Source organism: Mucilaginibacter roseus (genome assembly GCF_021215455.1).
GTDB lineage: Bacteria > Bacteroidota > Bacteroidia > Sphingobacteriales > Sphingobacteriaceae > Mucilaginibacter > Mucilaginibacter roseus.
Genome location: NZ_JAJPWV010000004.1, coordinates 25,548 through 46,026, shown reverse-complemented (window position 1 = coordinate 46,026; position 20,479 = coordinate 25,548). Strand labels below are relative to the sequence as shown.

16 protein-coding genes and 1 tRNA gene are annotated in these 20,479 nt (G+C 44.6%); 5 read left to right on the top strand and 12 right to left on the bottom strand.

Annotated features, from left to right (window positions below; translation table 11 throughout):
* Nucleotides 1-48: 48 nt before the first annotated feature.
* The 4 genes from LT679_RS13385 to LT679_RS13370 form a co-directional block, all read right to left on the bottom strand.
* The gene (locus tag LT679_RS13385; protein WP_232178111.1) at nt 49-1,785 is read right to left on the bottom strand and encodes a phospho-sugar mutase; all 1,737 of its coding nucleotides are present in this window, start codon (nt 1,783-1,785) and stop codon (nt 49-51) included.
* A 179-nt stretch (nt 1,786-1,964) separates the two neighbouring features.
* Entirely contained in the window at nt 1,965-2,654 is a 690-nt protein-coding gene (locus LT679_RS13380) for a GNAT family N-acetyltransferase (RefSeq protein ID WP_232178110.1), read from the bottom strand.
* 79 nt (nt 2,655-2,733) lie between these two features.
* Nucleotides 2,734-3,291: a hypothetical protein gene (locus LT679_RS13375; protein WP_232178109.1), complete on the bottom strand. Its 558-nt coding sequence runs from the start codon at nt 3,289-3,291 to the stop codon at nt 2,734-2,736.
* 85 nt (nt 3,292-3,376) lie between these two features.
* Nucleotides 3,377-4,018: a hypothetical protein gene (locus LT679_RS13370; protein WP_232178108.1), complete on the bottom strand. Its 642-nt coding sequence runs from the start codon at nt 4,016-4,018 to the stop codon at nt 3,377-3,379.
* 154 nt (nt 4,019-4,172) lie between these two features.
* On the opposite strand from LT679_RS13370, the gene LT679_RS13365 reads away from it, so the two are divergent.
* Complete coding sequence (locus LT679_RS13365) at nt 4,173-4,571, top strand: DUF1398 domain-containing protein (RefSeq protein ID WP_232178107.1); 399 nt, start codon at nt 4,173-4,175, stop codon at nt 4,569-4,571.
* 57 nt (nt 4,572-4,628) lie between these two features.
* Here the strand turns inward: LT679_RS13365 and LT679_RS13360 are convergent.
* Both LT679_RS13360 and LT679_RS13355 read right to left on the bottom strand, forming a co-directional pair.
* Nucleotides 4,629-4,700, bottom strand: a tRNA-Arg gene (locus LT679_RS13360).
* Between the two features lie 93 nt (nt 4,701-4,793).
* Complete coding sequence (locus LT679_RS13355; protein WP_232178106.1) at nt 4,794-5,375, bottom strand: HPP family protein; 582 nt, start codon at nt 5,373-5,375, stop codon at nt 4,794-4,796.
* 216 nt (nt 5,376-5,591) lie between these two features.
* Here LT679_RS13355 and LT679_RS13350 point away from each other — a divergent pair, with 216 nt between their 5' ends.
* Nucleotides 5,592-6,899, top strand: coding sequence for a hypothetical protein (locus tag LT679_RS13350; protein WP_232178105.1), 1,308 nt, complete (start codon nt 5,592-5,594; stop codon nt 6,897-6,899).
* Between the two features lie 56 nt (nt 6,900-6,955).
* Here LT679_RS13350 and LT679_RS13345 read toward each other — a convergent pair whose 3' ends face one another.
* From LT679_RS13345 to LT679_RS13320, 6 genes are all read right to left on the bottom strand, one after another.
* Nucleotides 6,956-8,656 (bottom strand): sodium/sugar symporter, encoded by a 1,701-nt coding sequence (locus LT679_RS13345; RefSeq protein ID WP_232178104.1) that lies wholly within the window; start codon nt 8,654-8,656, stop codon nt 6,956-6,958.
* 77 nt (nt 8,657-8,733) lie between these two features.
* Nucleotides 8,734-10,224, bottom strand: coding sequence for an L-arabinose isomerase (gene araA / locus LT679_RS13340; RefSeq protein ID WP_232178103.1), 1,491 nt, complete (start codon nt 10,222-10,224; stop codon nt 8,734-8,736).
* Between the two features lie 36 nt (nt 10,225-10,260).
* Nucleotides 10,261-12,132, bottom strand: coding sequence for a glycoside hydrolase family 97 protein (locus LT679_RS13335; RefSeq protein WP_232178102.1), 1,872 nt, complete (start codon nt 12,130-12,132; stop codon nt 10,261-10,263).
* Nucleotides 12,133-12,178: 46 nt separating this feature from the next.
* Entirely contained in the window at nt 12,179-12,880 is a 702-nt protein-coding gene (locus LT679_RS13330) for an L-ribulose-5-phosphate 4-epimerase (protein WP_232178101.1), read from the bottom strand.
* Entirely contained in the window at nt 12,877-14,577 is a 1,701-nt protein-coding gene (locus LT679_RS13325; RefSeq protein ID WP_232178100.1) for a ribulokinase, read from the bottom strand. The genes LT679_RS13330 and LT679_RS13325 overlap by 4 nt, the downstream gene beginning before the upstream one ends.
* A 127-nt stretch (nt 14,578-14,704) precedes the next feature.
* Entirely contained in the window at nt 14,705-15,415 is a 711-nt protein-coding gene (locus tag LT679_RS13320) for an NUDIX hydrolase (RefSeq protein WP_232178099.1), read from the bottom strand.
* Between the two features lie 306 nt (nt 15,416-15,721).
* Between LT679_RS13320 and LT679_RS13315 the strand changes: the two genes are divergently transcribed.
* The 3 genes from LT679_RS13315 (at nt 15,722) to LT679_RS13305 (ending at nt 20,438) form a co-directional block, all read left to right on the top strand.
* Nucleotides 15,722-16,858: an aldose epimerase family protein gene (locus tag LT679_RS13315; protein WP_232178098.1), complete on the top strand. Its 1,137-nt coding sequence runs from the start codon at nt 15,722-15,724 to the stop codon at nt 16,856-16,858.
* A 77-nt stretch (nt 16,859-16,935) separates the two neighbouring features.
* A complete protein-coding gene (locus tag LT679_RS13310; RefSeq protein WP_232178097.1) occupies nt 16,936-18,438 on the top strand; it encodes an alpha-N-arabinofuranosidase in 1,503 nt (500 codons plus the stop codon).
* A 29-nt stretch (nt 18,439-18,467) separates the two neighbouring features.
* A complete protein-coding gene (locus LT679_RS13305) occupies nt 18,468-20,438 on the top strand; it encodes an alpha-L-arabinofuranosidase C-terminal domain-containing protein (protein WP_232178096.1) in 1,971 nt (656 codons plus the stop codon).
* Nucleotides 20,439-20,479 lie beyond the last annotated feature (41 nt).

Here is a 20,479-nt window from a genome sequence, read left to right as displayed (position 1 = left end):
GGCACCTGCAATTAAGCAAATGCCTTAAAAATTTATAGTCTTTTATGGTTATACGCCCAGATCGTTCATTATAGCGTCAATCTTCGCTTCCAGTTTTTCATCAGTTTGCTTAAAGGCTTCTTTACTTTCAAGCTTGCCATTTACGCTGCAGTAAAATTTAATTTTGGGCTCGGTGCCTGATGGGCGTGCCGAAATGATACTGCCATCCTCGGTAATAAATTGTAACACGTCCGACTTAGGCAATTCAATAGGTGTAGTAGTATTAGTAGTCAGGTCAGTTTCCACACGCAATTCGTAATCCTTTAATGTAATTACCTTTGAGCCGCCCAGGGTTTCCGGCGGGTTGTCGCGGAATTTTTCCATCAAAGCCTTGATCTCCTCGGCACCGGTTTTGCCTTTTTTGGTAATGGAGATTAGTTTTTCTTTATAGAAACCGTATTTGATATAGGTATCCAGCAACGCTTCAAACAGGCTGCTGCCTTTGTCTTTATAGTATGCAGTCATCTCGGCAATAAATGCTGCTGATACAACGGCGTCTTTATCGCGTACAAACTCACCTACCAGGTAACCATAGCTCTCCTCGCCGCCACCAATAAAGGTTTGCTGGCCTTCAAACTTTGTCATTAGCTCGCCAATGTATTTAAAGCCGGTTAAGGTGTTATAGTAGGTAACACCTTTCTCGCGGGCAATGGCTTCAATCAGGTTTGAAGTTACAATGGTTTTAACAATATACTCGTTACCTGTTAATTTACCGCTCTCCTGCCAGGCAGTCAGCAGGTAATTGATCAGCATACTGCCGGTTTGGTTACCGTTAAGCAGGATGAATTCGTTATCCGTATTTTTTACAGCGATACCTACACGGTCCGCATCAGGGTCGGTTGCCAGCACGAGGTCGGCATCCACTTCCTGAGCTTTTTTAAGGGCGAGGGTAAGGGCCTCTTTTTCTTCCGGGTTAGGGTAAACCACAGTCGGGAAATTACCGTCAGGTGTTGACTGCTCCTCAACCAATACCACGTTTTCAAAACCGAACAGCTCCAGCGCTTTTGGCACCAGTGTGATGCCCGTGCCATGTATAGGCGAGAAAACTATCTTCAGGTCCTTTTGGCGTTTGATGGCTTCCGGCGATACCGATAGGGTAACTATCTTTTTCAGGTACTGCTCGTCAATGGCCGTGCTTATCAACTCGATATTGCTTTCTACACGCTCAAATTTAACTTCATCGATGCTTTTAATGGCTGCAACCTCGTCCATCACGGCTTTATCGGCAGGAGATACAAACTGACCACCATCTTCACCATAAGCCTTATAACCGTTATACTCTTTCGGGTTATGCGACGCGGTAAGCATTACTCCGCTTTTGCAACCTAATGTACGTATAGCGAAAGACAGTTCAGGCGTAGGGCGCAGTGCCTCAAAAAAGTAAACGTATATGCCGTTGGCCGAAAATACCTCAGCGGTAATACGCGCAAATAGATCAGAATTATTACGGCTATCGTGCGCAATGGCTACCTTAACCTGCTCGTTCGGGTAGGTTTTTTTAAGGTAGTTAGCCAGGCCTTGCGTAGCCGAGCCAATGGTGTATTTATTAATACGGTTTGAACCCGGGCCCATAATGCCGCGCAGGCCGCCTGTACCAAATTCAAGGTCTCTATAAAACGAGTCGGTAAGCTCTGTGTAAGCTTTATCGTCAAGCAGTTTGCGGATATCCTGTTTTACTTGCTCGTCATAATTACCTTCGAGCCAGGTGTTAACTTTTTCAAGAATGATAGGATCAATTTCCTGCATATGGTGATGTTTTTGGATGTTAAACTATAAGCAATGTTCAAATAAGCTACAAAGCCAGCAGAGTTGCTAATATGGCGAGTTTTTTTAGCTTTTGAAAGCCTTAACAATCACCTTTTGCATTAAGTTTTTGTGACGGTAAAAGAAATCTTTTACCAATTTTAGCAAGCGGCGGATGCTGATTACGTTTTAGCTTTTTTTATGACATGGAAAAACAGTTTGCGCGTTGCGGTAAATCCTAAACTTTTATAAACACCGATGGCCCGTTCATTATCATGCCTTACATGCAGATATGGTACACCGCCGGATTTTAACAACCGTTCAATCTGACTCATTAACAACAGTTTGGCGTAACTCCTGCCCAAATAATCCGGATGGGTACAAACAGCGCTTAGTTCGGCGTATGGCGACGGGGTAAGCCTTTGGCCGGCCATGGCTACCAGTTTATCACCATCAAAAATGCCTTTATAATGCCCGAACCGGATAGTTTGCTGCGAGAACGGGCCCGGATTGGTTGCTTGCGTCAGGGCTAACATTTGCGGAATATGCTCATCGGTTAAATCGACTACCGCGACTTCGCCGGCAGATATTTTTACAGCCTTACCGCTAAAAACCATTTGATAACACTCCACGCAATTTAAAACCTGCCAAGGGGCGGGAACGGAGATTTGTGCCGGATCAATAAAAACGCAAACACGCTCGTGAGGCAATAGGTCGGCTAATTCGGTAAAATTATCTGTGGTATTGCTCACCAAGCCAACAAACGGTGATACCTCTTCATCAAAAAACTTTACTCTTTCGCTGCCAATGGCAAGCGGTGCATTACCCGTTAGCAGCGCATGCCAAGCCGGGTTTTCAAGAACATTGATCATGGGGGCGAAACTATCAAAAAATCATTTGACTTTTTGGGTTCGCTGTTGATTGGCTGGTGTTGATAATTGCAGCACAATACTAATAAACACGATTAACCGTGAAATGAATAGCTACAGTTTTAGCCGTTTTAAGCACGTTATATTGATCATAATAATATACATCGGCGTACTGGTCAGTAAATGAAATCCTGTTTTCTGTAAAACTTTCTATTTGTAATGAGGCATTTGTCGAACCAACCCCAGTCATCACTTTGAAATATCGTATACTTAAAATATACTTGTCCGCCGGTTTTTTTAAACCATAGTCCTCAGTAGTGTAACCGCCTGTATTAAGTCGGTCAGATACCATAAAAACTTTTCCGTTATCATAAAACGTTAAGTATCCCCAGCCGATTGTGGATGATTTAAAAACAACCTTATCGTTTTCGTCTTTATAATCAAAAAATATCTCGTCTACCTTCCAACGCCCTAAGAGTTTTTCTACAACATCCTTATAAGCGGTAATTTGTTTTTCCTCCGGCTCAGGTTCTTCCTCTTTTACTACTTCCCGTATGATAACGGTTTCTTTTTTGCATGATGCAAAAGTTAATACCAGGATCAATAAAGTAATGGCGCGAAGGGAATATTTTTTTAACATGACAGATAAAGTTTTCGCTAAATTACAAAAAGGCCCAAAGTATTTGCATAAAACTTAAGAGATTGTGTTAGCTGCCGGATAAAGGTCAATCAGCAAAGGCGGATTGTCTCGCGGCTGAACGGCGAAGATTTAGCGCTCCGTTTTTGTCGTAACCGTTAACCTGAACAGCCTGTCCAACGTAGGTAAATGAGGTATTTCCTATGCTTTTAATCTTTCCCTTATCCTCATCTCGGCCAAAACGATCATAATAAGTAATGTTTACATTGCCGATTGATTTGATCAGCCCTTTGGTTTCGTCCCATCCAAAGCGGTCGTAATAGGTAAAGTTTATGCTGCCTATTGATTTGATCTTGCCACGCAGCTCATCCCAACTAAAACGGTCGTAATAAGTGATGTTTAAATTGCCTATGCGTTTTAAACGGTCACTTAACTCATCAAAGATATAATCGTGCGGATAGTATTCCACTTCGCCGAAAGTAAAAGTATCGTCGGTATGCGTCGGGTCATAATAATTGTCGGCGGCATCCGCATAAACATCTCGCAGGCGGCCAAGGTTGTCAATGTAAACAGTCACACCTGCATCCGCCAGGTAAACCGAATTAATGCGGACAGCACCGCGTGATAAGTCGGCATCTATCTTAATATTGTTTTGTGCTTTGCTAAAGCTGCACATAGTTATAGCCAATACTAATGTTAGAAAGAGTTTGCGTTTGAATATGGTGTTCATGGTTCGGTTGATTTGTACAGTTAAGAACATAATTTATTATGTTGGTTTAACCGCCAGCCAAATAAACTTAGTTCAATAAACTACCATTCATAAATTTTTATATTTATATAATAATTGAGTTTGCGCTACATTTTTTAATAATTACTAATAAAACATGTTCACTTTACAGCAGATGCAGGCGGCACACGCCCAGGTTAAAAGCGGTGCCGATTTTCCGCTTTATATTCAAACGATAAAAAGGTTAGGCCTAAAGCGTTACGTGTATAGCGTTATTGATGGCTCTACAATATATTACGGAGACAATGGATATCAGGTGTCGGCATCGGCTATTTACGAGCCAAAAATGATAAACGCTGAGGCTTCACCGAATGAATTGCGCCAAGTGATCACCATTCATCAGCAGGGCCAAACTGATTTTAATACTTTTTGTGAGCAGGCTGCCGCTGCAGGTGTAAAACAATGGGTAATAGATACCGACCACATGCTCTGTATATATGAAGATTTAAGCGGTAATGATATATTAGCCGAACCAATACCTTTTATAGCTTATTAATTAAGCATACACCAGTAAATAAAAAAGTCCTTTTACCGATGTAAAAAGACTTTATAGTGTTCCCGACGAGATTCGAACTCATATCATCAGAACCGGAATCTGACATTCTATCCATTGAACTACGGGAACGTGGCGCAAATATAAATTTATTTCTGTTCCGTAACGTTATAATTATAGCCGATTGATTTTATTCTATCTGATAGCTGTGATTAAGAGGCAAGCCTAATTATACTTACGGAGCCATATCTTATACCATCCTTTATTTCTGGGATAGCTACGGTATGATGTAGCATTGTTGCATATCATCGCAACAACAAATAGCACGAGTACCCCTAAAAGCACTGGGCTAAGTACATAGAAATATCCCAACGCCTTTATTTTGGCTGAGCCGATATTCGCAATTAACGCTGTCGCGCCACCAGGTGGATGCAGCGTTTTGGTGATCTGCATGGCAACAATTGAAAATGACACTGATAACGCGCAACTGAGCCATAGCTCATTTGGAATGAATTTATGCACAGTTACCCCGATAATGGCACAAACTACATGCCCGCCAATTAAGTTACGCGGTTGTGCCAGCGGACTATCAATCGCACCGTAAATTAATACTGACGACGCGCCAAATGAGCCGATCAGGAAAAGATTATCATAAGCGGTGAAGTACTGGCTGTTTAAAAAGCCTACAATACCAATGCCGAGAAACGAGCCAATGAATGTCCACAGATGCTCTTTAAAATCAACGAGTGTTTCTTTATAGATGATGTATCTGGCTCTTTTGGCGTGATGTTTAATTATTCTCTTCATAAAAACATTGCGAAGTTAATATGATCTGAGGAAACGCACTTACAGTGTTAATTAATTTATTTGCCTAAACAAGGTGGTAAATGTTATTGTTAAACAGGCATGACATATTTGCGGATCCTCAGATTTACAATAATAGTGTGGTGCACATTGCTATTTGCTGATGTTGTAAATGGCCAAACTAAAACATTAAATGGCGTTTACGCCGGGGTAAAACTCATGCCCTCGGTAACACCGGGTGGCGGCATGAACCGCATTGATGAGGTTTACCTTTTCAGGCCTGACGGAACGTTTAATGACGAGCTCGACAAACCCGACTGGCAAAAGCGAACTACCGGGCGATATAGCATTTCAGGTAAAAAGCTAACGCTTAAGTACAGTGCGGATGGTGACGTATCTGACTATGACATTGCGAGCAGCGATAGGATAGATGCGGGAAGCTTTTTCCTCCTGAAGCAACCTATGGATAACAGTGTGCCAAAGGGATTCCTGAAATTTACAAATATGACCAGCATGGGCGGCATCGGTACAGGTACAACTTATGTTGGCACTTCATCCACCCGCGGACTGTACTTTGATGGCAAAGGCCGTTTTAGCACCAATAGCGAAAATACATCCGTAATAGCCGGTGAGGGTATAGGCGGTGGCGGAACCAATAAAAAAGGCGGCGCAGGTACCTATAAAATAAACAAGGGCGTGCTTACGCTTACTTTTGATGACGGCAAAACACAAGTGCACTCCTTTTACTATCGCGCGTCTGAGAAACCGGTGATGGCCGTTATTGATGGCGATATCTATTTCATGAAAGATGAAAAAGAGATGGCCGCTGAAAGATCCAAATCGTCGTCATCTGCAAGCAAAAGAGAAAGATCTGCCACAAACAGCAGCTTAAGCAATGAAGCGGCAACAAAAACAGCCGATGCAAAAGCATTATTGCTGAAAGCTAATGCAATACATGGCGGTGCTAAGCTCGATAATATCAAGACACTCACCTTTGAGGCAACCTTACAAGGCATAACAGTTACCGGTTATGTTGACGTTGCCGTTGAGCGGCTGCGTTTGGAGATGAGCAAAGAGGGTAAATTATTACAGGTACAGCAATTGGACGGTAATAGCGGCTGGGAGTGGCAGGGCGGTAAAACCGCAGCGCTTTCCAGTGCACGGGTTAATGAAATGCGTACATCCTTTTATACCGGAATTTTAGGTTTGCGAAAATCAGAGATAGAAGCGCTAACGGTAGAGAACGTTAAATCCGGCAAGGCAGGCACGGCAATAGTTTGTATGCAGAATGGCAAGCGATATGCTTTTATTATAAATGATAAAGGTGAAATGTCGGCCTCGGGCGATATGGCGACTAAGGTGCCGCTAACAACTGTTTATTCAGATTTCAGGCAGACGGATGGCATCCTGATGCCTTATAACGAGTTGAACACGACCGGTAAACAGCGGCTATCTACGCAATATTCAAACTTCCGCATAAACCCGGTAATACCGGCACAAACATGGAATAAACCGAGCGTAAACTAAAAAAGGCAGCCCTGATATACAGGGACTGCCTCTCGATTATTAAACGGAACAAAATTTTACCAGAAGCGCACGTAAAGTGCTGTTATCATTAATAGGGTTAATACAATAAGAGCCAATGTTGAAGGGGCAACCTTGAACATTGAGGTATCCAGCACAAATGCTTTCGGGTTCACCTTAGGGCCGCGAAGACTTATTAGTATCATCACGATCATGGTGAATAAGAACGATAAGCCCATGCAAATCAGGAACGGTATTTCATAACCGCCCTTGCCGTTAGGATATGCGGTATACAATAAGGTTTCGTTACCAAATAGCTTAGGAGCATAGTTATTGAACAATACCGACATTCCGAAACCGGTAAGTATACCCGCGATAGCCGCCGCGCCGGTAGTGCGTTTCCAAAACATACCCAGCAGGAACATGGCAAATATACCCGGACTAATAAAGCCCGTATATTTTTGGATAAAAGTAAAACCACCCTCACCGCCAATACCCAGCAAATCCTTCCAGGTTAAAAGGATGGAAAGCAGCATTGCCGCAAAAATGGTGATACGGCCAACAATTACCAGTTTCTTTTCGCCTGCTTCTTTGTTGATATACTTCTTGTAAATATCCAGTGTAAAAATGGTTGAAATACTATTTGCCTTACCCGCAAGTGATGCCACAATAGCTGCTGTAAGTGCTGCCAATGAAAGGCCTTTTAATCCCGTAGGTAAAAAGCCTAATATAGCCGAGTAAGCATTGTCTGCATTAAAGTGGCCACCGGGTGCCATTTCAGCTTGTATACCACCGTTTTTGTATAATACATAGGCGGCAATACCAGGCAACATTACAATTACGGGCATACCTAACTTCAGGAAACCTGCGAATAAAATACCCGTACGTGCTGTTTTCAGGTCGGCACCTAAAGCGCGCTGGGTAATGTATTGGTTACAGCCCCAATAGTTTAGGTTCACAATCCACTGGCCTGCAAAATACATGGCAATGCCCGGCAGCATCAGGTATTTATTAATGTCGCTTTGAGATGCACCCGGTTTTGGTTTTTCAATGATCATTTTAAAGTGATCCGGAGCGTCTTTCATCATCGCGGTAAAGCCGCCCCATACATCTTTGCCTAAGCCAAATTTTTCGCTCACCAATGTCAGCGCGATGTAGGTGGTAGCTAAACCGCCTATTATCAATACCAGCACTTGTATAACATCGGTAAAACCGATCACTTTCATACCACCCAAAGTAATAACCAAGGCGAAGATTGCCATTACGATGATAATAAGGTGGAAATAACCACCGCCGGCAATGTTATCAATAGCAAGCGCACCCAGGTAAAGAATGGAAGTGAGGTTTACAAATACGTATAAAAACAGCCAGAAGATAGCCATAATTAAGCTCACCGTTTCGTTATACCGGGTTTGCAGAAACTGCGGCATGGTGAATATCTTGTTTTTAAGATACACCGGGATAAACCAAACAGCTACGATAATGAGCGCGATGGCAGCCACCCATTCGTAAGCCGCAACGGCAATACCTACCACAAAGCCGTTACCACTCATGCCGATAAATTGCTCGGCAGAAATGTTGGAGGCGATGAGCGAAGCACCGATAGCCCACCACGTGAGCGATCCCTCGGCCAGGAAAAAGTCTTTTGAATCGGATACGCCCTTGTTGCGTTTAAGGCGGTATACCCATATACCGTAGCCTGTTACCAACACGAAGTAGATAACGAACACAACGATATCAATAGTTGAGAATTTACTCATAAAAAATTAGGGTTAAAAAATTGGTAAAAAGGCCGGCACTCAAAATCCCATCCTGAAATGCCGGCCTGCTAATATAATTATTTGTAAGCTACTTCGTTCCAGCGAAGCTCGTTACGGAAACTTTCAATAGTTGTGCCTTTGCCTATGCGTAAAAACTCAATATCGGCCATGTCGGCAAAATCCTGTATCATTTCGGCAGTAAGGTTTTGGCTGTAGGCGGTATGATGCGCGCCGCCGGCGTAAATCCACGCGGCACAGCCGGTTTTCATATCCGGCAATGGTTTCCATAATACACGGGCTACCGGCAAGTTAGGCAGATCGTTTTGCGGTTCAACGGCTTCAACCTCGTTCACTAACAAACGGAAACGGTTGCCCATATCAATTAACGATGCGTTTAATGCCGCGCCTCCGGCTACGTTAAATACCAGCCTTGCAGGGTCGGCTTTACCGCCAATACCCAACGGGTGCACCTCTAAACTTGCTTTACCACTTGCTAATGAAGCATCAACTTCCAGCATGTGCGAGCCTAAAACCAGCGCGTTGTTCGGGTCAAAGTGGTAGGTATAATCTTCCATAAAAGCATTGCCACCTGGCAGGCCACTGCCCATTACCTTAAAGGCACGCACAAGCGCAACGGTTTTCCAGTCGCCCTCACCGGCAAAGCCATAGCCATCAGCTAATAAACGTTGTACGGCAAGCCCCGGCAATTGTACCATGCCGTGCAAGTCTTCAAACGTATCGGTAAAGCCTTTGAACTTGCCGTCCTCTAAAAACTTGCGCAAGCCGAGCTCAATTTTAGCAGCCTCGTATACTGATGAATGCTTTGCCCCACCGCGTTTTAAATCATCGGCAAGGGTATAGGTGCTTTCATATTCGTCTAACAGCTTGTTGATAGCATCTTCGCTAACGCCATCTATCAAAGCTACCAGATCGCCAATACCATAGCTGTTAACCGCGAAACCAAATTTCAGTTCGGCCTCAACTTTGTCGCCATCGGTTACCGCCACATAGCGCATGTTGTCGCCAAAACGGGCAAATTTAGCGCCCTGCCAGTCGTGCCAGCCTGCGGCGGCGCGGGTCCATGAACCAATTTGGGTCAGTACTTCTTCATCCTGCCAGTGACCAACAACCACTTTACGGTTTTTACGCATACGCGAAACCATGAAGCCGAATTCCCTGTCGCCATGCGCGCTTTGGTTCAGGTTCATAAAATCCATGTCAATTGAACTCCATGGAATATCGCGGTTAAATTGAGTATGCAGGTGCAGCATCGGTTTTTTAAGAATACTCAGGCCACGAATCCACATTTTAGCAGGCGAAAAAGTGTGCATCCAGGTGATGATACCGATCACGTTTTCGGCAACGTTGGCTTCCTGTATAGTAGCGTAAATTTCTTCAGTAGTTTTTACAGTAGGTTTGTAAACCACGCGCACCGGTATCTGGCCGGCACCGTCAAGCGCGGCAGCTAACTGCTTAGAGTGCTCGGCAACCTGGTTCAGCGTTTCCTCGCCATACAAATGCTGGCTTCCGGTTAAAAACCAAACCTCAAGTGTTTTTAAATCGATCATGTTAATATTAAGTATTAAATAAGTTGTTTCAAATTTTTATTCCAGTACGATCACGAAGCCGCCATTGCCTTTCATAGTAATCTTTGCCGGGTTGTTGGTAGGTACGTTGCTTTCCGTAAAGGTTAGTGGTTCCGCGCCATCTGCAATTAGTTTAGCTTTGGTGGCTTTAAAATCTTTCAGGTTGATGGTAACTTCTTTGCCGTCATTTTCGCCGTTAATACCTGCTATGTACCACTTGTTGCCGCTTTTGCGCGCTATAACCGCGTACTTACCCGGGTAGCCGTCAACAAAGCGTACATCATCCCAATAGTTAGGCAGGTTTTGCAGAAATGATACTACATACTCCGGTTGGTGCGACATGCCCTCAGGCGACTCGGCATAATGTTGGATGCCCGACAGGAATACCACGCTTGTAGCCAGTTCAAATCCACTGGTAGTTTTGCGCTTTACCTGTGTAGGTATTTTATAGAGGTTCATTGGCGTAAAATCCATCGGATCAAACGCGTTGCGTGTGAACGGCAGCATAGCACAATGATTGGCCTGTTTATCAGCATCACCCTGGCCAAAGGTTACCATCTCAAAGCCTTTTACCGCCTCGGTAGTCATCAGGTTGGGGTAGGTGCGAGCCCATCCGCGTGGTAAGGTCGCGCCGTGAAAATTCACCAGCAAACCATGGGCGGCAGCATCGTTCAATATATCTATATAATATTGAATCATGGAGCGTCCATCGCCACCAAAGAAGTCAATTTTTACACCCTTTATACCCATTTCTTTCAAGCGGGTAAATTCCTTTTCACGCTCCTCGTGGGTGAGCAACTTATCCTTGGGTGTGTATTTTACGGTATTCCACGGGCCTGCAGAATTGTACCATAATAGTATGCCCACGTTTTTGGTTTTTGCGTAGTCGGCCAGTTGCTTTATTTTATCGTAACCTATTTTCCTGTCCCAGTCTGCGTCAACCAGGCAGTATTGCCAGTTCATTTTATTGGCCAGATCAACATAGCGTATTTGCTCGGTGTAGGTAATCGAATCATCCTTACTCATGATCCAGCTCCAGGCCGCTTTACCTGGTTTAACTATTGATGTATCTTTAAGCGAAATAGCCGGTGGCGCAACATCGGTACCCAGGGTCGATTCAACAATGGTTTTCAAACTGCCGATAGTAATTACCCGCCAAGGCGTATAGGTTACGTTTTTAGGCAGCAGGTCTCTACCGGTGTAAATTTCGCGCGCGTCAGGAAAGCCGATCTTATATTTGCTGCTTCCCGAATCGTTTTTTAACGTAGTACCACAATAGCTTCCGTCTTGTCCGGCTTCTGTTATAAGCGCCCAGTTATTACCGGTTTTAAATAGTGCAGGATAGATCCAGCCGTTTTTAGCGGATTTACCTGCGGTAACATCCTGATCATAATTTTCTTCGTATGATGGATTGGTGTGTTCCCAGCCGCTTTTCGGTTCGGCTTTAGGTTGCAGCCAGGTTTTTGTGGCAGGGGCAAAGTGATATTCGGTAAATTCCTTGTTGATCACCGCATCGTTTTTGCCGCCATCAGGAAAATAATAGCGAAAAGCCACACCGTCATCTGATACCCGGAAGATTACGTCCATTTGCTTACCTGCGGCATTAAGCAAACTGTAAACACGCTCACTATATTTGTAGTTAATGTGGTGCTTTTTGGCGTTCACCATGGAATACATTTGTCCGCCCATACTGCTTTTTGATGATTTGAGCTTTAAACCGCTGTAAAAGTTGCCGTTGCTCTGATCAATACCTAAGGCTGACGCCGCTATAACCGGCTCTCCCTTGCGGGTTACTGAGTACACAGGTTTACCCGCGTTAACATTTAATGTTACCGTAATGCTTTTGTCGGGACTGCTAACAGTTTGCGCTTTCGCGCAAACCGCTAACATGCCCGCACACACTAAAAAAATATATTTGTACATATAGGGGGCTTATTTATTGGCCGTAGTAAGAGTTAGGGCCATGTTTACGTTCAAAATGCTTTTTTATCAGGGCATCCTTAAGGCGTGGCGCCGAGGGATTTATCTGCTCAGTAAGGTAAGCCATTTGCGCAACGCTTTCTAAAACGGCGCTATTGTATACAGCTTTATCGGCCGTTTTTCCCCAGGTAAAAGGGGCATGGTTACCTACCAGTACCATCTCCACATCCTCGTAACTCAAGCCTTTTTCCTTAAAGCAATTCATGATCTGGAAACCGGTTTCATACTCATAATCGCCTTTTATCATTTCATCATCCATTGGTGGCGCGCAAGGCACATCAACCGTAAGGTGATCGGCATGGGTAGTGCCGAAGATCGGGATATCGCGCTGCGTTTGTGCCCAGGCGGTAGCATAGGTAGAGTGTGTGTGCACAATACCGTTTATATTTTCCCAGTGTTTGTAAAGTACGGCGTGTGTCTTGGTATCTGATGATGGGCGCAAGTCGCCATCTATAATATTACCGTCAAAATCAACTATCACCATTTTCTTTGGCGATAGCTTTTCGTAAGGCACGCCGCTTGGCTTAATGGCGAACACGCGCTCTTCACGGTCGGCAGCGCTTACATTGCCGAAGGTAAACAGCACCAAACCAAGCTTGGGTAATTGCATGTTAGCCTCGTAAGCGCTCTCTCTTATATCATGATATTTTTTGCTCATGCTGTAACAGTATTTGCCTGGTTAGCAGTTGTTTGTTTGGCAATGTCGGCACCTAAAGCCTTGTAGTGCTGGTAACGGTCGGCATAAATGGCGGCATTATCCGGGTTAGGGATGTACTCCACATCAAAACCACGACCCATCGCTTCCATGGCTTCCTCTGTTGATGAGTACACGCCTGATGCAACTGTGGCAAACATGGCTGCACCAAGTGCGCAGGTATGTTTAAACTGGTGAATGCGGATAGGCATACCCAAAACATCGGCCATCATTTGCATTACAAACGGCGATTTTTTGGCAACGCCTCCAATGCCGATAATACCTTTAACTGGTATACCTTCCTCTATAAAACGATCAACAATGCTTTTGGCACCAAAGCACGTAGCCTCAGCCAACGCACGGAAAACACGCGGCGCATCACTGCCCAGATTTAAGCCGGCAATCGCACCGGTAAGCAACTGGTTAGCGTCCGGCGTGCGGCGGCCGTTAAACCAGTCGATAGCCAGTTCGTTATCACTTTCAATCGGTAATAAAGCGGCCTGGCGGCTTAGTTCTGGGATGATCTGATCGGCTATTTCTTCTTTCAGTTTTTCGGCGGTAGCTTCATCTATCAGTTTTGATTGTCTTAGCAAATTATTAATCGGCCAGCTCACCAAATTTTTAAACCAGGCATAAGTATCGCCAAAGGCGGATTGCCCGGCTTCCAAACCGATCATGCCCGGAATTACCGAGCCGTTAACCTGTCCGCAAATGCCGCGTACCGTTTTGCCTTCAATATCCTCAGCCGGAACCACCATCATATCGCAAGTTGAGGTGCCCATTACCTTGCTCAGGTAGTAAGGCTCAATCTGGCCGCCTACCGCGCCCATGTGCGCGTCAAACGCGCCAACGCCTACTACCACATCAGTTGGTAAGCCTAATCTGTCGGCCCATTCCTGGCTAATATTTCCGGCCGGAACGTCAGATGTATAGGTCTCTTTAAAAAGTTTGCCGGTAATGCCTGTCAGCAACGGGTCTAATGATGAAAAGAACTCATCCGGCGGTAAGCCGTCAAATTCTTCGGCCCAGAGTGCTTTATGTCCCGCGGCGCAACGGCTGCGTTTAATCTCCTTAACATCGGTACCACCGGTAAGTAAAAAAGGTATCCAGTCGCAATGCTCCACCCATGAGTGCAGGGCGTTGTTCACTTCTTCATCAACACGGATAATGTGCAGCAATTTTGCCCAAAACCATTCAGACGAATAAATGCCACCTACATATTTAAGGTAATTGGTATCAAACTTGGTAGCATGCTCGTTTATTTCGGCTGCCTCGTCAACAGCGGTATGGTCTTTCCATAAAACAAACATGGCATTAGGGTTCTCTTTAAACTCGGGGCGTAGTGCAAGCGGGTGGCCGGTTGCATCAACCGCTACCGGGGTTGAGCCGGTTGTATCAACCGCTATACCTTTAACAAGCGCTGCAATATCAGCACCTGCCTGGCTGAGGCAATCCTTTATAGTTGTTTCCAATCCCTCAATATAATCGAGCGGATGCTGGCGGAACTGGTTCTCTGCTGCATTACAGTAAAGGCCCTTTTGCCAGCGCGGATAATTGTATACGGATGAGGCTATTTCCTGCCCGTTGGCAGCGTCAACAATAACCGAGCGCACGGAGTCTGACCCGTAGTCGACGCCGATCACATATGCTTTATTGGTCATGATTAGATTTATAATGAGTGTCGAATTAACACTTAAATTTTGATAAATAAAAATTTTAATTGCATTTTTTTCAAAAAAAATACAGCGGCTTTTTATCGCCAACGATACCCGTTGCAGGCAAATTATATCAGGATGCCGAAATACTGTCGGGGTTTGGGATGAAGTTCATAAACGCCTGGAACTTTGAATAGTAATTATGCATATTCAATTGGTAGTAATATGCGCCGCGTTTTGAGCCCGCTTTATCTTTTTCGTTCAACTTTATCAATAAGCCCGTGGCCAGCACGCGTTTACTGAAGTTACGCTTATCAATCGCCGTGTTAAAAACGTTTTCGTAAAGGTTTTGTAGCTGGGGAATTGTGAATTTTGACGGCAGCAACTCAAACAGGATGGGGTGCATGGCCGCTTTGTAACGAATACGCTTTTTTGCAAGCTCCACCATTTCCTGCTGGTCAAATATTACTTTAGGCGTACGCTTCATGGTAAACCATTCGGCATGGTAGTCGTCACTTATCTGCTTTTTGTATTTGTTAATATCGATAAGTGCAAAGTAAGCCACTGATACCGTGCGTTCAATAGGGTCGCGCTGCGGATCGCCAAAGGTGTGGAGCTGCTCCAGGTAAACCCCCTCGAGCCCGGTAAGTTCCTTAAGTATACGGTTTGATGCCTGGTCTAAACTTTCGTCGGGCTGCACAAAGCCACCCATCAGGCTCCAGTTTCCTTTTTCGGGTTGAAAACCTCTTTTAATCAGCAAAATCTTCAAAGCTTCACCGTCAAAACCAAAAACAATACAATCAACTGCAAGGAGTAAACGGGTTTGTTTGGAGTATTTCTGCATTTTTTATTTTGTAATAAAGGCTGTTGCGTAATTGCAAATGTAATTATTAAGCGTAAAAAAGTAAATAAGTTTAATTATGCCTGGTTAGCTACTAATAAGTTCGATTTAGCAATATTGTTTGCCACGTTTTATTGAGAAGGCAAAAACAAAAGTGTAATTTTTTTAAGTGTTTTTATCACAATTAAATTTTATTTTATACTTTCGATGCATTGCAGGGCATTAAACCATCCCTGTTCTTGTAGCGCCAATTATAATCTTTAAACCTGTTAATTTCATTTTATGAAAAATAAATCTGTACAGATAATTATGAGCTTAGTAATAGCCACAGCCATTACCGCCTGCGGCGGTCCCGAAAAACAATCTGCCGAAAATACCGACACCGTTGCTGCAGAGAGTACAACTACTAACATTAAAGGCACTGTTGATGGCAAAGAGGTTAGCTTGTATACCTTAAAAAACAGCAAGGGTGTAAGCGTAGCTATTACCAATTACGGCGGCAGGGTGGTTAGCCTGAACGTGCCCGATAAAGATGGCAAGCTTACGGATGTTGTTTTAGGCTACGATTCGCTTAAAAGCTATCAGAAAAAAGGCGAGCCTTATTTTGGCGCTTTGATAGGTCGTTACGGTAACCGTATTGCCAAGGGCAAGTTCACACTGGATGGTAAACAATATCAGTTGGATATTAACGATGGTGTAAACACGCTGCATGGTGGCTTCAAAGGGTTTTTCTGCCAGGTTTGGGATGTTAAAAAGGCTGATGATAAAACGCTTGAACTAAGCTATGTTTCAAAAGATGGCGAGGGCGGTTACCCTGGCACGCTTACCGTTGATGTTACCTATGAACTAACCGATGATAACGAACTTAAAATAGCTTACAAAGCTACTACAGATAAGGCTACAGTTGTAAATTTGACCAACCATGCTTATTTTAACCTGAACGGGCATACCGGCGCGGCAATTACCAATCACCAGCTATATATCAATGCTGATAAATTTACGCCGGTTGATAATACATTGATACCGGCAGGTAAGTTAGAGGCGGTTAAAGGCACGCCGTTTGATTTTACCACGGCTAAAGCTATCGGCAAAGATATAGAAGCTGATAACGAGCAGCTAAAGTTTGGCAAGGGTTACGATCATAACTTTGTGCTTAACCAGCACGATTTTGAAAAACCTGTAGCCAAAGTATCAAGTCCGGAAACCGGTATTGATATGGAGGTGTACACCACAGAGCCCGGTATACAATTTTACAGCGGCAACTTTTTAACAGGTACTGATAAGGATGGCAAAGGTGGTGTAGCTTATGCACACCGCTCAGCATTGTGCTTGGAAACCCAGCATTTTCCGGATTCTCCAAATCAGCCAACTTTTCCAACCACAACGTTAAAGCCTGGTCAGGAATATAAAACCTATACTACTTACAAATTTTCGGTAGGCAAATAATTCTGTAACCAACTACAAAACCTTAATAAACCCTGAGTATGAATTTATTTGGTAAGTCTGCTAAAATATCTGCAGTTATGCTACTGTTAGCCTTCGGCGCTAACGCACAGCAAAACACGGCGGTAATACGTGCCGGGCAAAATAAAACAGTTATCAGCAAATACATTTACAGCCACTTTGCTGAGCATTTAGGCCGTTGCATTTATGGCGGATTTTATGTGGGCGATACTTCAAAAATACCAAACACTGCAGGTGTTCGTAATGATATTGTTGCCGCGTTAAAAAAGATGAAGATACCATCGTTGCGCTGGCCGGGCGGTTGCTTTGCCGATACTTACCACTGGAAAGATGGCATCGGCCCTAAAGATAAGCGCCCGTCCATCGTAAATAAATGGTGGGGCGGTGTTACCGAGGATAATAGCTTTGGTACGCACGACTTTTTAAATATGTGCGAACTGTTAAATACCGACCCATACCTGGCGGGTAACATTGGCAGCGGCACCGTGCAAGAACTGGCCGACTGGGTGCAATATGTAAGCTCAGACAATAAGAACCCAATGTCAAACCTGCGCCGCGAGAACGGGCGCGACAAACCATGGGATGTACGCTTTTGGGGTGTAGGTAATGAAGCCTGGGGCTGCGGCGGTAACATGACACCGGAATATTACGCCAACGAGTTCAAAAAATATTCTACCTTCATGACAGGCGATAAGCTGTTCCGCATCGCATCCGGCGCTAACTCGGCTGATTATCATTGGACAGAGACGCTGATGAAAACTATTCCCTCACACCTGGTGGAAGGCGTTGCATTGCACCACTACTCGGTTATCGACTGGAATAAAAAAGGCCCTGCGGTAAAATTCACCGAAGACCAGTACTTCCGCACCATGAAAAGCGCGCTGTTTATGGAAGAACTGGTAACTAAGCACTCGGCCATTATGGATAAGTACGATCCGCAGAAAAAAATAGCTTTGGTAGTTGATGAATGGGGCGGTTGGTATGATGTGGAAGAGGGTACCAACCCAGGCTTCCTGTTCCAGCAAAACACCATGCGCGACGCGCTGATTGCCGGTGTTACACTGAACATATTTAACAACCATGCCGACAGGGTGCGTATGGCTAACTTAGCTCAAGCCATTAACGTTTTGCAGGCGGTTATTTTAACCGATAAGGAGAAAATGATACTTACGCCTACATACCATGTACTGGAAATGTACAACGTTCACCAGGACGCGACCTTATTGCCGGTTGAACTAACTACTAAGGATTATGTTTTTGGCAACGAAAAGCTTCCGGCGGTATCAGTATCGGCATCTGCTGATAAGGCAGGTGTAGCACATATCTCATTAACCAATATCGACCCAAAGAATGCACAGGAGATTGAGATCACCGTGGACGCTTCGGCTTATAAAAACTTAACAGGCCGTATTTTAACCTCAAAAACATTGCAGGATTACAATAGCTTTAGCACGCCTGATAAGTTAAAACCTGTGGCATTTAAGGAAGCATCGCTCAAAGGCAGTAAATTAAAAGTTAAACTGCCGCCGATATCTGTAGTCGTACTGGAACTTAAGAAGTAAGTTTTATTTGAACTAAGTATAACGTTTTGATGATAAATATTAAATTAGGCAAGTTAGCGATGGCAGTTGGTGCCATGTGCTTATCAACAGCGGCTTTCGCCCAAACAAGTGCCGTTTATACCATTGATCCTACACAGCTAAAGGCCACGGTGCAACCCACTATGTATGGTGTCTTTTTTGAGGACATCAACATGGGTGCCGACGGCGGTTTATACGCTGAACTGGTTAAAAACCGCTCTTTCGAGTTTGACCGCAATTTAATGGGCTGGACAATTAAGGGCGATAGCAGCGCCGTTAAGGTGATTGACCGCAAAACTGAGCGCCCTGATAATCCCCATTACATTAAAGTTGCCGCATCAACGCAAGGCATAATGCTGGTAAATGAGGGTTTCCGGGGTATGGGCATACGTAAAGGCGAGGCTTATAACTTTTCGGTAATAGCCCGGCAACCGGCAGGTGGTAACGTAACATTGCAGCTGCAACTGCTTGATGAAAGCGGTAAAGTTATCGGCACCGCATCAGTACAGCCAAAATCTGCTGAGTGGAGAAAGTTCAAGGTGAGCATTCCGGCATCAGCACAGGCTGCTAAAGGCAGTTTGGCTGTTGTGGTGCAGGGAAAAGGAACTATTGATCTGGATATGATCTCGCTATTCCCGCAGCGCACCTGGAAAAACCGTGAAAATGGCCTGCGTGCCGACCTGGTACAAATGCTGGCCGATATGAAACCCGGCTTTATCCGCTTCCCCGGTGGATGTATTGTGGAAGGCCGCTACCTGGTAAACCGTTATCAGTGGAAAAAAACTGTTGGCGATGTAGACAAGCGCGAAACCATTATTAATCGCTGGAATACCGAATTTAAGCACCGCTCAACGCCTGATTATTTTCAGTCGTTTGGTTTAGGCTTTATGGAGTATTTTATGCTGGCCGAAGATATTGGCGCCGAGCCCTTGCCGATTTTGAACTGCGGTATGGCTTGTCAGTTTAACAGCGGCGAGCTGGTTCCGGTTGATCAGATTGACCCTTACGTACAGGACGCGCTCGATTTGATCGAGTTTGCCAATGGCGATGCCAGCACCAAATGGGGCAAGCTGCGTATCAGTCTTGGCCATCCGGCTAAATTCAACCTGAAGATGCTGGGTGTTGGTAACGAGAACTGGGGGCCAAATTATGTTGAACGCTGGACGCTGTTCCGCGATGCCATCAAAAAGAAATATCCGCAGGTGAAAATTGTAACCAGCACAGGTACTGACCCTGATGGTGCGAGGTTCGATACCCTAAACACAGCCTTCCGTAAACTTAATGCTGATATTTTAGATGAACACTATTACCGCCCGCCGCAATGGTTTAGGGATAACGCCAAACGGTACGACAGTTATGACCGTAACGGCCCTAAAATATTTGCCGGTGAATATGCCGCGCACGTACCGGGCGTTGATGATGCTTTAAAGAAAAATAACCTGGAGGCTGCACTGGCTGAAGCAGCGTTTATGACCGGCCTTGAGCGCAATGCCGACGTGGTAAACATGGCTTCGTACGCGCCCTTGTTCGCCCATGTGGATGCCTGGCAGTGGGCACCTGATCTTATTTGGTTTGATAACCTGAAGCATTATGGTACGCCAAACTACTACGTACAAAAGTTATACTCGTTAAATAAAGGTACAAACGTAGTGCCGATGTTGCTAAACGGCCAGCCGATAGCGGGGCAGGCTGGTATTTATGCCAACGCTACCGTCAACAACAAATCAGGTGAGTTGCTTATTAAGCTGGTTAACGTATCAGGCAATAGCCAGAATGCTGATCTGAATATTAAAGATCTTAACAAATATCAAAAAACTGCCTGGGTTACTACGCTTAAAAATGCTAAGCCTAATGCTGTTAACTCATTAGCCGAGCCGCAGTTGGTGTCTCCGGTTGATAGTCAGGTAAGTATAACGGGCGATAAGCTTGCCATAGCTGCTGAGCCTTACTCGTTTAAAGTGATCAAATTAAAACTTAAATAAACATTTGCTTCCTCAACGTAGGCAAGCTTTAAGAATTACTG

Bases quoted from the DNA above. Each gene is read 5' to 3' on its own strand.
- LT679_RS13385 (WP_232178111.1), bottom strand. From the start codon at position 1,785: ATGCAGGAAATTGATCCTATCATTCTTGAAAAAGTTAACACCTGGCTC.
- LT679_RS13380 (WP_232178110.1), bottom strand. From the start codon at position 2,654: ATGATCAATGTTCTTGAAAACCCGGCTTGGCATGCGCTGCTAACGGGT.
- LT679_RS13375 (WP_232178109.1), bottom strand. From the start codon at position 3,291: ATGTTAAAAAAATATTCCCTTCGCGCCATTACTTTATTGATCCTGGTA.
- LT679_RS13370 (WP_232178108.1), bottom strand. From the start codon at position 4,018: ATGAACACCATATTCAAACGCAAACTCTTTCTAACATTAGTATTGGCT.
- LT679_RS13365 (WP_232178107.1), top strand. From the start codon at position 4,173: ATGTTCACTTTACAGCAGATGCAGGCGGCACACGCCCAGGTTAAAAGC.
- LT679_RS13355 (WP_232178106.1), bottom strand. From the start codon at position 5,375: ATGAAGAGAATAATTAAACATCACGCCAAAAGAGCCAGATACATCATC.
- LT679_RS13350 (WP_232178105.1), top strand. From the start codon at position 5,592: ATGCCCTCGGTAACACCGGGTGGCGGCATGAACCGCATTGATGAGGTT.
- LT679_RS13345 (WP_232178104.1), bottom strand. From the start codon at position 8,656: ATGAGTAAATTCTCAACTATTGATATCGTTGTGTTCGTTATCTACTTC.
- araA (WP_232178103.1), bottom strand. From the start codon at position 10,224: ATGATCGATTTAAAAACACTTGAGGTTTGGTTTTTAACCGGAAGCCAG.
- LT679_RS13335 (WP_232178102.1), bottom strand. From the start codon at position 12,132: ATGTTAGCGGTTTGCGCGAAAGCGCAAACTGTTAGCAGTCCCGACAAA.
- LT679_RS13330 (WP_232178101.1), bottom strand. From the start codon at position 12,880: ATGAGCAAAAAATATCATGATATAAGAGAGAGCGCTTACGAGGCTAAC.
- LT679_RS13325 (WP_232178100.1), bottom strand. From the start codon at position 14,577: ATGACCAATAAAGCATATGTGATCGGCGTCGACTACGGGTCAGACTCC.
- LT679_RS13320 (WP_232178099.1), bottom strand. From the start codon at position 15,415: ATGCAGAAATACTCCAAACAAACCCGTTTACTCCTTGCAGTTGATTGT.
- LT679_RS13315 (WP_232178098.1), top strand. From the start codon at position 15,722: ATGAGCTTAGTAATAGCCACAGCCATTACCGCCTGCGGCGGTCCCGAA.
- LT679_RS13310 (WP_232178097.1), top strand. From the start codon at position 16,936: ATGCTACTGTTAGCCTTCGGCGCTAACGCACAGCAAAACACGGCGGTA.
- LT679_RS13305 (WP_232178096.1), top strand. From the start codon at position 18,468: ATGATAAATATTAAATTAGGCAAGTTAGCGATGGCAGTTGGTGCCATG.